Origin of the sequence: Chryseosolibacter indicum (genome assembly GCF_018598585.1) — a bacterium.
GTDB lineage: Bacteria > Bacteroidota > Bacteroidia > Cytophagales > Cyclobacteriaceae > Chryseosolibacter > Chryseosolibacter indicus.
This window is the reverse complement of record NZ_JAHESD010000003.1, coordinates 103660-116796: the sequence shown is the minus strand read 5'-3', so window position 1 is coordinate 116796 and position 13137 is coordinate 103660. Positions and strand designations below refer to the sequence as shown.

9 protein-coding genes and 1 tRNA gene are annotated in these 13137 nt (G+C 40.9%); all 10 read right to left on the bottom strand.

Annotated elements, in window-relative coordinates; translation table 11 throughout:
* Nucleotides 1-63: 63 nt before the first annotated feature.
* Nucleotides 64-4374 (bottom strand): DNA-directed RNA polymerase subunit beta', encoded by a 4311-nt coding sequence (rpoC, locus tag KK060_RS02155; RefSeq protein ID WP_254151756.1) that lies wholly within the window; start codon nt 4372-4374, stop codon nt 64-66.
* Nucleotides 4375-4461: 87 nt separating this feature from the next.
* Nucleotides 4462-8334: a DNA-directed RNA polymerase subunit beta gene (gene rpoB, locus KK060_RS02150; RefSeq protein WP_254151755.1), complete on the bottom strand. Its 3873-nt coding sequence runs from the start codon at nt 8332-8334 to the stop codon at nt 4462-4464.
* 219 nt (nt 8335-8553) lie between these two features.
* Entirely contained in the window at nt 8554-8937 is a 384-nt protein-coding gene (rplL, locus tag KK060_RS02145; protein WP_254151754.1) for a 50S ribosomal protein L7/L12, read from the bottom strand.
* A 34-nt stretch (nt 8938-8971) separates the two neighbouring features.
* Nucleotides 8972-9505 carry a 50S ribosomal protein L10 gene (gene rplJ / locus KK060_RS02140; RefSeq protein ID WP_254151753.1) on the bottom strand — a complete coding sequence of 178 codons (534 nt, stop codon included), beginning with the start codon at nt 9503-9505 and terminating at the stop codon, nt 8972-8974.
* An 11-nt stretch (nt 9506-9516) separates the two neighbouring features.
* Nucleotides 9517-10215: a 50S ribosomal protein L1 gene (gene rplA, locus KK060_RS02135; RefSeq protein ID WP_254151752.1), complete on the bottom strand. Its 699-nt coding sequence runs from the start codon at nt 10213-10215 to the stop codon at nt 9517-9519.
* Nucleotides 10216-10226: 11 nt separating this feature from the next.
* Nucleotides 10227-10670: a 50S ribosomal protein L11 gene (rplK, locus tag KK060_RS02130; protein ID WP_254151751.1), complete on the bottom strand. Its 444-nt coding sequence runs from the start codon at nt 10668-10670 to the stop codon at nt 10227-10229.
* 23 nt (nt 10671-10693) lie between these two features.
* On the bottom strand, nt 10694-11248 hold the full coding sequence (gene nusG, locus KK060_RS02125; protein WP_254151750.1) for a transcription termination/antitermination protein NusG: 555 nt from the start codon (nt 11246-11248) through the stop codon (nt 10694-10696).
* A gap of 11 nt (nt 11249-11259) precedes the next feature.
* A complete protein-coding gene (gene secE / locus KK060_RS02120; protein WP_254151749.1) occupies nt 11260-11451 on the bottom strand; it encodes a preprotein translocase subunit SecE in 192 nt (63 codons plus the stop codon).
* Between the two features lie 48 nt (nt 11452-11499).
* Nucleotides 11500-11572, bottom strand: a tRNA-Trp gene (locus KK060_RS02115).
* A gap of 294 nt (nt 11573-11866) precedes the next feature.
* Nucleotides 11867-13054 carry an elongation factor Tu gene (gene tuf, locus KK060_RS02110; RefSeq protein ID WP_254151748.1) on the bottom strand — a complete coding sequence of 396 codons (1188 nt, stop codon included), beginning with the start codon at nt 13052-13054 and terminating at the stop codon, nt 11867-11869.
* Between the last annotated feature and the right edge of the window lie 83 nt (nt 13055-13137).

Sequence of the window (13137 nt, the reverse complement as noted above, 5' to 3'; positions counted from 1 at the left end):
GTCATTAATCAAAGGGCTTACCCTACTGATTAATGACTATGACCAATGACTATTGACTATTATTTAATCCTGAAGTTCTTTTTCTCTGTCTCTAGTACGAGCTTCTGCACTAGTCAATGCATTATACTCATCCTTGTGAGTTACAATGATATCATTGAACTTCCGCTGACCAGTACCTGCAGGTATCAAGTGTCCAACAATTACGTTTTCTTTCATACCCATCAACCAGTCAGTTTTACCGCGAATCGCAGCTTCACTTAACACTTTAGTAGTTTCCTGGAACGATGCGGCAGATAACCAGCTTTCAGTTTTCAATGACGCCTGCGTAATACCTTGCAATGTAGGTCTCGAAACCGCCGCAAGGGCATCCCTCACTTCAACCAACTTCTGATCTTTTCTCCTTAAAGCTGAATTTTCATCGCGAAGGTCACGGGCTGTGATAATCTGTCCCGGCTTAAAGTTTTGAGAATCACCAGCATCAGTAACTACTTTTTTATCAAGAACCTGATCGTTTTCTTCACGGAAAACAAACTTATCTACAAATTCTCCTGGTAAGAAGTTAGTGTCTCCTGGATCGATAATCTCAACCTTCTGCATCATTTGACTAACAATAGCTTCAATGTGTTTATCATTGATCTTCACACCCTGCAGACGATATACTTCTTGAATCTCATTTACTAAGTACTCTTGTACTGCAGTAGGTCCTTTAATCAATAAGATATCAGAAGGCGTGATTGAACCATCAGATAAGGGTTGACCTGCTTTTACAAAATCGTTATCCTGAACAAGAATATGTTTAGACAATGGCACCAAATAACGCTTCTGAACACCATCACGAGATTCAATAAAGATCTCTCTGTTACCACGCTTAATACCTCCATAAGTAACCACACCGTCTATCTCGGATACAACAGCTGGATTAGAAGGATTACGTGCTTCAAACAATTCAGTTACACGAGGAAGACCTCCGGTAATATCTCTTGATTTACCCATTGTACGAGGAATCTTAGCAAGTACTTGACCTGCTTTAATTTTCTCACCTGCATCAACAGCCAAGTGAGCCCCTACAGGCACGTTGTAAGCCTTAGGTTCTGCACTGCCTCTAACAACAACTGCAGGGTTTTTAGTCTTATCTCTTGTTTCAGTAATTACCTTTTCTCTGTGACCAGTCTGTTCGTCAGACTCTTCTTTATAGGTAACACCTTCTATAATCGATTCGTATTCAATTACTCCTTCAAACTCAGAAAGAATTACTGCATTGTAAGGATCCCAGAAACACAGCTCATCACCTTTCTCTACTTTTTGTCCGTCTTTTACTTTCAAAAACGCGCCATAAGGAACGTTATTAGTAATAAGCACGCGGGATTTATCATTATCTACAATTCTTATTTCACCTGTACGGCCCATTACAACCTGAACAGGATTATTGTCATTATCAGTAGTATCAATGATACGAATACCTTCAAATTCTACAAAACCTGAGAACTTAGCTTTAATGTTTGCTTCAACTGCAATATTGGAAGCAGTACCACCCACGTGGAAAGTGCGAAGTGTAAGCTGAGTACCAGGTTCGCCAATTGATTGAGCTGCAATAACACCTACTGCCTCACCTGTCTGTACCATTTTACCAGTAGAAAGGTTTCTACCGTAACATTTAGCGCAACCACCAATTTTAGACTCACAAGTAAGAAGCGAACGAATCTCAACTTCTTCTATCGCAGTCTCTTCGATCTTCTTAGCGATTTCGTCAGTTATCTCCTCGTTAGCGTCAACAATCAACTCATCATTAACAGGATCAAAAACAGCGTGTACTGTTACACGACCAACTATTCTTTCAGAAAGCGGCTCAACGATATCTTCGTTATCTTTTAATGCTGTTACTTTCAATCCACGAAGTGTACCACAATCCTCTTCTGTTACCACTAAATCATGAGCAACGTCAACTAACCTACGAGTTAAGTAACCCGCATCAGCTGTCTTCAAGGCAGTATCCGCAAGACCTTTACGTGCGCCATGAGTAGAGATAAAGTACTCCAATACATCCAATCCTTCTTTAAAGTTTGAAAGGATAGGGTTCTCGATGATAGAACCAACAGAACCTGCTAAGTTCTTCTGAGGCTTCGCCATCAAACCACGCATACCACCTAACTGACGGATCTGCTCTCTCGATCCACGAGCACCAGAGTGCATCATCATGTAGATGGAGTTAAATCCTTGCTGATCTTCTTCCAATTGCTTCATCAGCGTATTGGTTAGAAGTGTATTTGTTCTTGTCCAGATATCGATCACCTGATTATAGCGCTCGTTATCTGTAATAAGACCCATCATATAGTTATTCCATACAGAATCAACCTCTTCCTGTGCATTAGCTACAAGCTTCTCTTTTTCTGATGGAACCTTAACGTCGTTAAGACCCATTGAAAGACCACCTTTATAAGCCATCTGGAAACCAAGATCCTTAATGTCATCAAGGAACTTTGCTGTTTTCGACAAACCAGCGAGCTTGAACACATCAGAGATAATAGTCTGAAGCTTCTTCTTAGTTAGCAGTTCATCCACAAAACCTACTTCTTCAGGAACAGTTTGATTGAAGAGAACACGGCCTACTACGGTTTCAATTTGTTTATACTGAAGGTCACCAGTTTTCTTATCCCGTACCTTAACTCTTACTTTTATAATTGCATGCTTTGAAACTTTTCCTTCATTATAAGCCACAATTACTTCTTCTGCTGAATAGAATTTCTTTCCTTCTCCTTTTACAGGAAACTCAGGTGTAGACTTCCTACCTTTAGTTAAGTAATACAGTCCCAACACCATATCCTGAGATGGTACCGTGATAGGTGCACCGTTGGCAGGGTTAAGGATATTATGTGAAGAAAGCATAAGCATTGAAGCTTCAAGAATTGCTTCTTGTCCAAGAGGAACGTGTACAGCCATCTGGTCACCGTCAAAGTCAGCGTTAAACGCAGTACATACGAGCGGGTGAAGCTGAATAGCTTTTCCTTCAATTAACTTAGGCTGGAAAGCCTGTATACCCAGTCTGTGAAGCGTTGGAGCACGGTTCAAAAGAACAGGATGTCCTTTCAATACGTTTTCCAAAATATCCCAAATTACAGGATCCTTTCTATCAACAATTTTCTTTGCAGACTTAACTGTTTTTACAATTCCCCTTTCAATAAGCTTACGGATAATGAATGGCTTGAACAACTCAGCTGCCATATCCTTCGGCAAACCACACTCATGAAGCTTAAGCTCAGGACCAACTACGATAACAGAACGACCAGAGTAGTCAACCCTTTTACCGAGTAGGTTTTGACGGAAACGTCCTTGCTTACCTTTAAGCATATCGCTTAAAGACTTCAATGCACGGTTTCCATCTGAACGAACAGCATTCACTTTACGTGAATTATCAAACAGAGAGTCAACAGCTTCCTGAAGCATACGTTTTTCGTTACGTAAGATTACTTCGGGCGCTTTAATATCTATTAATCTCTTCAGACGGTTGTTACGGATAATAACACGTCTATAAAGATCATTCAAATCTGATGTAGCGAAACGACCACCATCAAGAGGTACAAGAGGACGCAATTCTGGAGGAATTACAGGCACCATCTTAATAACCATCCATTCAGGTTTGTTCTCAATACGAGTACGAGCTTCGCGGAAGGCCTCAACAACTTTCAGACGCTTTAAAGCTTCCGCCTTACGTTGCTGTGATGTATCTGTAGCTGCCTGGTGTCTTAAGTCGTAAGACAACTCATCCAAACGTGTCCTTGAAAGAAGCATCTCAAGGGCGTCAGCACCCATTTTAGCAATGAATTTTTTAGGATCATTGTCATCGAGTAACTGGTTTTCGCGGGGTAGTTTATCAACGATATCCAGGTACTCTTCTTCAGTAAGAAAATCCAGACGGTTAACTCCGTCTTCTTCCTTAATACCTGGCTGAATAACTACATAACGTTCGTAATAAATAATCTGATCAAGCTTCTTCGTAGGCAAACCTAAAAGGTAACCGATCTTATTAGGAAGAGAACGGAAATACCAGATATGAGCTACTGGTACAACCAATTCAATATGGCCCATGCGTTCGCGTCTAACCTTCTTCTCAGTAACTTCTACACCGCAGCGATCGCAAATAATGCCTTTATAACGAATTCTCTTATACTTACCACAATGACACTCCCAGTCCTTAACTGGTCCAAAAATTCGCTCACAGAACAAACCACCCATCTCAGGCTTGTAAGTTCTGTAGTTTATTGTTTCTGGCTGTGTTACCTCACCATGTGAACTCTCAAGAATAGATTCAGGAGAAGCAAGGCTGATGGTAATTTTAGAGAAGTCGTTGTTAATCTTTTTATTTTTTCTGAAAGACATATTTTAAGTTTTCAGGTTTTTCAAGTTTCAAGTTTAATGTCAGCAGAAGGCCACTGTTTCCAGTTTACCTTCTGCCTATATGGAATGTTAGTCCATTGTGATTTCAAGAGCAAGACCCCTTAACTCATGAACCAATACGTTGAATGATTCAGGAATATTTGGTTTGCGCATGTTCTCCCCTTTAACAATCGCTTCATATGCTTTAGCACGACCTATAACGTCGTCGGACTTAATGGTCAGTATTTCCTGAAGGATATGAGATGCACCGAATGCCTCGATTGCCCAAACCTCCATTTCTCCGAAACGCTGTCCACCGAACTGTGCTTTACCACCAAGCGGTTGCTGTGTGATAAGCGAGTAAGGCCCGATTGAACGTGCGTGCATTTTATCATCTACAAGGTGACCAAGTTTCAGCATGTAAGCCATACCTACTGTTACTGGCTGATCGAATTTCTCACCAGTCAATCCGTCATACAGATATGTTCTTCCGTACTCTGGCAAACCAGCTTCTTTCAATTCAGTTTGTACATCATCAAGTGTAGCACCATCAAAAATTGGCGTAGCGTATTTCTTACCTAGCTTATGTCCTGCCCACGCAAGAACAGTTTCATATATCTGCCCCAGGTTCATACGAGAAGGTACACCAAGCGGGTTTAAGCAAATATCAACCGGTGTTCCATCAGCAAGGAACGGCATATCTTGTTCCTGAACAATTCTTGCCACAACCCCTTTATTACCGTGACGACCTGCCATCTTATCGCCAACTTTCAATTTACGCTTCTTAGCAATGTAAACTTTAGCAAGCTGAACGATTCCTGTAGGAAGTTCATCACCAACTTCAAGCGTAAAGCGCTCGCGTTTAAATTCACCAGCATAAGTATTACGCTTTAACAAGTAATTCTTCACTGTCTGAGCAACAAGCTCATTCGTATGCTCTTCGGTTGTCCAGTTTTCAAGGCTCACGTCAGCAATTAAGTTCACTTCTTCAGGAACATTGTAATTGCTTTCATCGCGGTAGATATTCTTATCAGGGAAGAGATTGTTGTCAATCACCTTTTGAGAGAATTTCACACCTTTACTTACTAACTCATCACCAAACTTATGCTTTACACCATTGCTCGTTTTTCCGTTTAACAATGTTGTAAGTTTCTTAATCATTTCTTCACGAAGATCAGTAAGCTGCTTGCTGTACTTATTCTTAAGTGCATCGAGCTCTTTCTTAGACTTGGTACGAACATCTTTATCACGTTTCGGTCTTGAAAAAAGCTTCGTGTCGATTACCACGCCTTTTAAAGATGGAGGCGCCTTAAGTGATGCATCCTTCACATCCCCGGCTTTGTCACCAAAGATTGCTCTCAAAAGTTTTTCCTCCGGTGTCGGATCAGTTTCTCCTTTCGGAGTAATCTTACCGATAAGAATGTCACCTTCTTTTACTTCGGCACCAACACGGATGATACCATTCTCATCAAGGTGTTTAACCGCTTCTTCACTTACGTTTGGAATTTCAGAAGTTAATTCTTCCTCCCCACGTTTCGTATCGCGAACCTCGAGTTCAAATTCTTCTATATGAATAGAAGTATAGATGTCGTCACGAACAACGCGTTCACTGATTACAATAGCATCTTCAAAGTTATACCCCTGCCACGGCATATAAGCTACCAGCAGGTTACGACCAAGCGCCAGTTCACCATTCTGTGTTGCATATCCCTGGCAAAGAGGTTGTCCTTTAACAAGTTTCTCCCCTTTTCTTACCAGTGGAGTTAAGTTTATACAAGTATCCTGGTTCGTTCTTCTGAACTTTACCAGACTATAGGTTTTGTATTCGTCGTCGAAGCTTACAAGACGTTGCTCATCTGTAACATCATACTTAACTACGATTTTCTTAGCATCAACAAACTCAACAACACCGTCTCCTTCTGCAAGGATAAGAGCGCGTGAGTCAAGAGCTACTTGTCTTTCAAGGCCAGTTCCTACAATAGGAGCCTCAGGCCTGATCAAAGGCACAGCCTGACGTTGCATGTTTGAACCCATCAACGCACGGTTTGCATCATCATGCTCCAGGAATGGAATTAACGATGCTGCCACAGACACAATCTGGTTAGGAGCAATGTCCATGTACTTCAGATCTTTTGGCTCCACCACAGGGAAGTCACCTTCGTAACGGGATTTTATCTTCTCGTCGATAAACTCACCGGTAGGTTTAATAGGAATACTTGCCTGTGCGATATAGTTAGTATCTTCTTCTTCTGCCGTTAAGAACACAACAGGATCCTTCACTTTTACCTTACCTTCTTCAACTTTCCTGTAAGGAGTTTCAATGAAGCCCATCTTATTCACTTTTGCATGAACACAAAGTGAAGAGATCAGACCGATGTTTGGACCTTCCGGAGTTTCAATTGTACAAAGACGTCCGTAGTGCGTATAGTGTACGTCGCGAACCTCAAAACCTGCACGCTCTCTGGAAAGACCACCAGGACCAAGGGCAGACATTCTGCGCTTGTGCGTAATCTCGGCCAATGGATTGGTTTGATCCATAAACTGAGAGAGCTGGTTGGTACCGAAGAATGAGTTGATCACTGAAGACAATGTACGCGCGTTGATCAGATCAACAGGCTTAAAGTCTTCATTATCGCGAACGTTCATTCTTTCTTTGATAGTTCTTGCCATACGGGCAAGACCAACACCAAATTGTGCGTATAACTGTTCACCTACTGTTCTTACCCTTCTGTTAGAAAGGTGATCGATATCATCAACTACTGCTTTTGAGTTGATAAGACCAATCAAGTATTTTACAATAAGGATGATATCTTCTTTGGTCAACACGCGTTGATCGTAACCTAAGTCAAGACCAAGCTTTTTGTTGATTCTGTAACGGCCTACTTCACCCAGATCATAACGCTTTTCGCTGAAGAACAAGCTCTGAATTATATCGCGAGCTGTTTGTTCATCGGGAGCTTCAGTATTTCTCAGCTGACGATAGATATATTCAACTGCCTCTTTTTCAGAGTTAGATGTATCTTTCGCTAATGTGTTAAATATGATGTTATAATCTGTGATGTTAATGTCATCTCTGTGAAGAATAATTGACTTCACCCCTGAATCGAGAATTACATCTACATCTTCAGCTTCAATTACATGGTCGCGCTCTAAAAGAACTTCGTTACGGTCAATTGAAACCACTTCACCAGTATCTTCATCCACGAAGTCTTCAGTCCATGTTTTCAACACCCTCGCAGCTAGCTTACGGCCTACGAATTTCTTAAGTGTATTTTTATTTGCCTCAACCTCTTCAGACAATCCAAAGAGATCAAGAATATCTTTATCAGAACCATAACCAATCGCACGCAGCAACGTGGTTACAGGGAATTTCTTTTTACGGTCGATGTACGCATACATTACAGCGTTCACATCGGTAGCAAATTCAATCCATGATCCTTTGAAAGGAATAATACGTGCTGAATACAGCTTCGTACCATTGGTATGCTTGCTCATAGCAAAGAACACACCTGGAGAACGGTGAAGCTGCGATACGATAACGCGTTCAGCTCCATTAATCACAAACGAACCTTTCTCTGTCATGTATGGAATATTGCCAAGGAACACTTCCTGTTCGATAGTTTCGAAGTCCTCGTTATCCTCATCATTACAGGTAAGTCTTAACTTCGCCTTAAGAGGAACAGAAAATGTTAATCCTCTGTCGATGCACTCATCGACATCATATTTCGGAGGATCGATAGTATAGTCAACAAACTCCAAAACAAAGTTTTCACGGGAATCACTGATAGGGAAATTTTCCGCAAAAACCTTATAAAGACCTTCGTTTTGTCTTTTTTCAGCAGGAGTCTCTATTTGTAGGAAATCTTTGAATGACTGGAGTTGGAGATCCAGAAAGTCAGGGTAGTCAAGGATCTTCTCAATTCTTGAGAAGTCGATTCTACCATTATTAGTCTTCTTTGCCAAGGTTGTTTCGTTTTAGGTTCTAAATCCCGGACATGAGTGGCACAAAAATTTGTGTCCTATATACATGCAGAGACACAACACAATGTGTCTTTACAAAGTTCGAGTACAATATGCCAAAGTGCATAAATAGGGATAGACCCCGCCTGTTCTGAAATTAACCAGATACAGAGCCAGGGTCTAACCGAAGCTGTTAGACGGTACTCTTCGTCTTTAAGAAGATTACTTCAACTCAACTTCGGCACCAGCCTCAGTAAGTTGCTTCTTAAGATTTTCAGCCTCATCTTTAGGTAAACCTTCTTTGATAGTCTTAGGAGCACCATCAACCATATCTTTAGCTTCTTTCAAGCCAAGACCAGTAAGTTCTTTTACTAACTTAACAATTTGAAGTTTGTTAGCACCAGGTGCTTTCAATACTACATCAAAGTTAGTTTTTTCAGCAGCAGCAGCGCCACCACCAGCTCCACCTGCACCAGGTGCAGCAACAGCTACAGCGGCAGCCGCAGGTTCGATACCGTAAGTTTCTTTAAGATAAGAAGCTAATTCGTTAACTTCTTTAACGGTGAGTTCAACAAGTTGATCTCCAAGAGCTTTAATATCAGCCATTTTTGTAAAATTTAAAATATTCAGGGTTCAACAATTATTTATTTGCACGTTCTTCGAGTGCTTTAACAAGACCTGCAACAGTATGTTTTCCGCTTTGTAGAGCAGAGATAACATTTTTAGCAGGAGATTGAAGCAACGAAATAACTTCACCGATGAGCTCATTTTTAGATTTAAGCGCAACAAGTGTTTGAAGGTTCTCATCCCCAATAAACAGGGCGGTTTCTATAGAAGCACCTTTCAGTACGGGTTTGCCTTGTACCTTTTTACGAAACTCATCAATTACTTTAGCAGGAGCATTACCAACTTCTTTAGAGAACATTACTCCTGAGAAACCGTGCAATGTCTTGAATAAAGGTGAGAAGTCCGTTCCATCTTGTCTTTCAAGTGCTTTTTGAATAAGTGTGTTTTTGTACACACGGTATTCAATACCACTCTTAAAACAAAGCCTTCTAAAGTTATTCACCTGCGCTACCGTAAAACCAGTAGCATCTGTGATATAGAAGTGGTTGTTATTAGCAAACTTTTCTGCAAGTTCGTCTATGATCTGTGCTTTTTCTTCTCTGGTCATGTTTCTATTTCTTAAATACCAGCAATTGAATTAGTGTCTACAGCCACTCCCGGACTCATTGTTGTCGAAATAGTGATACTCTTGAAGTATGCACCTTTCGCAGAGGCAGGTTTAAGCTTTGCCACAGTTTGGATCATTTCTGCAGCATTGTCCCGGATCTTGTCAGCCGAGAAGGAAGCTTTTCCAATGCCCACATGGATGATACCTTGTTTATCAATTTTGAAGTCGATTTTACCTGCTTTTACTTCTTTAACAGCTTTACCAACTTCAAGCGTAACAGTTCCTGATTTAGGGTTTGGCATTAAACCGCGAGGACCAAGCACTTTACCTAGTTTACCCACTTTTGCCATTACCGTTGGTGTACAGATAATAACATCAATATCTGTCCATCCTTGTTCAATTTTCTGGATATAATCATCTAAACCTACGTGATCAGCACCTGCATCTTTTGCCTCTTGATGTTTATCCGGCGTGGAAAGTACAAGTACACGTACAGTTTTTCCGATACCGTGTGGCAACGAGACCACACCACGAACCATTTGATCTGATTTTTTAGGATCTACACCTAAGCGAATATCAAGATCTACTGATGAGTCAAATTTTGTGAAAGTGATATCTTTCAACATTTTAGCTGCATCATCCAGAGAGTATTGTTTCTCCAGGTTATATTTTGCTAAAACAGCTTTTCTGTTTTTTGAAATTCTTGCCATTGTTGTAACTATTAATTAGCCCAAGGAGCTGTACCTGATATTGTAATTCCCATGCTTCTTGCTGTACCTGCAATCATCTTCATTGCAGATTCAACTTTAAATGCATTAAGATCCGGCATTTTAGTTTCAGCAATTGTTTTTACCTGATCCCAGGTGATTGATCCTACTTTATTGCGGTTAGGTTCAGCAGAGCCTTTTTGTTTTTTTGCAGCATCAAGAATCAAAATAGCGGCAGGAGGTGTCTTAATTACAAAGTCAAAAGACTTATCATTATAGATAGTAATTAAAACTGGTAACACCTGACCTGGTTTGTCTTGTGTACGTGCATTGAACTGCTTACAAAAGTCCATGATGTTAAGACCTTTAGAACCCAATGCAGGACCGATTGGAGGAGCAGGGTTTGCTGCACCACCTTTTACCTGTAATTTCAGATAACCTGTAACTTCCTTTGCCATATTCGCTTAGCTCAAAAATATCGTTATTCTAACTTTTCTACTTGCATGTAGCTCAACTCTACTGGAGTGTTACGGCCAAATATTTTAACCATAACATTGAGCTTTTTCTTATCTTCAAAGATCTCTTCAACTGTTCCGGTAAACCCGCTGAAAGGACCATCCATTACCTTTATAGATTCTCCCTTAATAAAAGGAGTCTCAAGTTTCACTTCATGTTCGTCGATCTCATCAACCTTACCAAGAATTCGATTCACTTCTGATTGACGTAGAGATACAGGTTCTTTAGAAGAACCTCCGCTACCACCCAAGAAGCCAATAACACCTGGGATATTATTCACAGCGTGATATGCTTCACCATTTGTTAAATCTGCGGAAAGGAGAACGTACCCAGGGAAGAAATTTCTTTCTCTTACCCTTTTCTTACCACCTCTCATTTCATACACCTTCTCGGATGGGATCAGAACCTGAGGAATAAAATCCGTCAGTTTAGAGCGTTCGATCTCAGTCTCCAGGTAAGACTTAACTTTCTTTTCCTGGCCGCTAACGACTCTGAGTACGTACCACTTTAATTCACCCATGCGGCAGAAGATTAAAATTCGTTATAAAACCAAGTTAACCCTGATTTGAAAATCCAATCGATCGCTCCAATAACCAACGCAAAAATTGAAGATGCTATTAATACAAGCATAGCACTACCCTGAAGCTCGCTGTATTTAGACCACGTCACTTTGTTAGTGATTTCGTCCCAGCTTTCTGCGATATAGGTTTTTATCTTCTCCATCGATCTCTTTTTTTATTACCTAGGCTTTTAACCTGGTATGATTTCTTGCACGGGTGGAGAGACTCGAACTCCCAGCCAACGGTTTTGGAGACCGCTACTCTACCAATTGAGCTACACCCGTTTGTTTTTATCTGGTTAACTCCTTTTGACTGGTTCTGTCGAAACTGAGTTGCACCCCTGTTTTTGCTGTTTTTCTAGTGCTTTAGTGGGAACTACTCAATCCCCTGAGCCGCACCCGTATACCTCAGCCCAAAAGGACTGCAAAGGTAAGGGAAAAGCTTGAAAAGCAAAAAACAGAATGAAAAAAGTACAAAGTTTTTATCTCCTTCATTATCACCCTGTTGCTGCTCATTTAAACTAAAAAGCAGAAAGTGGTATTACCCTGCTTTCTGCTTTTAGTTCAAGCTTTTAGATATTAGTCAAGAATCTCAGTTACCTGACCAGATCCTACGGTACGGCCACCTTCACGGATAGCGAAACGAAGACCTTTTTCCATAGCGATTTTATTAATCAATTGTACTTCAATTGAGATGTTGTCACCAGGCATAACCATTTCAACACCTGCAGGAAGCATAATTTCACCTGTTACGTCAGTTGTACGGAAGTAGAACTGAGGACGGTATTTGTTAAAGAATGGAGTGTGACGACCACCTTCTTCTTTCGAAAGAACGTAAACCTCTGCTTTAAATTTAGCGTGAGGAGTTACAGAGTTAGGTTTACAAATAACCATACCTCTCTTAATTTGTTCTTTTTCAATACCACGGAGAAGAAGACCTACGTTATCACCAGCTTCACCTCTGTCAAGGATCTTACGGAACATTTCAACACCAGTGATAGTAGAAGTAAGGTTTTCAGCACCCATACCCAGGATTTGAACTGGATCACCAGTTTTAATCACACCGCGCTCGATACGGCCAGTAGCAACTGTACCACGACCAGTGATTGAGAACACGTCTTCAACAGGCATCAAGAAATCTTTGTCAACAAGACGAACAGGAATTGGAATGAATTCATCAACTGCATTCATTAGTTCCTCAATTTTTGCAACCCATTTTGCATCGCCATTCAAGCCACCAAGAGCTGAACCACGGATTACAGGCATTGTATCGCCAGGGAAGTTATAAGAAGAAAGAAGTTCACGAACTTCCATTTCTACAAGATCCAACAACTCAGGATCGTCAACTAAGTCTACTTTATTCATGAACACAACAAGTGCAGGTACACCTACCTGACGAGCAAGAAGAATGTGTTCACGAGTTTGTGGCATTGGACCATCAGTAGCAGCCACTACAAGGATAGCACCGTCCATCTGCGCAGCACCAGTAACCATGTTTTTCACATAGTCAGCGTGACCTGGACAGTCAACGTGAGCATAGTGACGTTTCTCAGTTTGGTATTCTACGTGTGAAGTGTTAATGGTAATACCACGTTCTTTTTCTTCAGGAGCATTGTCAATTGAAGAGAAGTCACGAACAGCAGCAAGACCTTTTTTCGCTAATACTTGAGTGATAGCAGCGGTAAGTGTAGTTTTACCGTGGTCAACGTGACCGATAGTTCCAATGTTTACGTGTGGTTTGGAACGGTCGAATTGTTCTTTAGCCATATTTGAAAATCCCAGTTAAGTTTAAAGTGTATAGTTATTAATTGAGTTTACTATCAAGTCTTTCTTCGTATAAGAAGAAGAGC

Excerpts from the sequence above, each read along its gene's own strand:
- rpoC (WP_254151756.1), bottom strand. The coding sequence starts at position 4,374 with ATGTCTTTCAGAAAAAATAAAAAGATTAACAACGACTTCTCTAAAATT.
- rplL (WP_254151754.1), bottom strand. The coding sequence starts at position 8,937 with ATGGCTGATATTAAAGCTCTTGGAGATCAACTTGTTGAACTCACCGTT.
- rplJ (WP_254151753.1), bottom strand. The coding sequence starts at position 9,505 with ATGACCAGAGAAGAAAAAGCACAGATCATAGACGAACTTGCAGAAAAG.
- rplA (WP_254151752.1), bottom strand. The coding sequence starts at position 10,215 with ATGGCAAGAATTTCAAAAAACAGAAAAGCTGTTTTAGCAAAATATAAC.
- rplK (WP_254151751.1), bottom strand. The coding sequence starts at position 10,670 with ATGGCAAAGGAAGTTACAGGTTATCTGAAATTACAGGTAAAAGGTGGT.
- nusG (WP_254151750.1), bottom strand. The coding sequence starts at position 11,248 with ATGGGTGAATTAAAGTGGTACGTACTCAGAGTCGTTAGCGGCCAGGAA.
- secE (WP_254151749.1), bottom strand. The coding sequence starts at position 11,451 with ATGGAGAAGATAAAAACCTATATCGCAGAAAGCTGGGACGAAATCACT.
- tuf (WP_254151748.1), bottom strand. The coding sequence starts at position 13,054 with ATGGCTAAAGAACAATTCGACCGTTCCAAACCACACGTAAACATTGGA.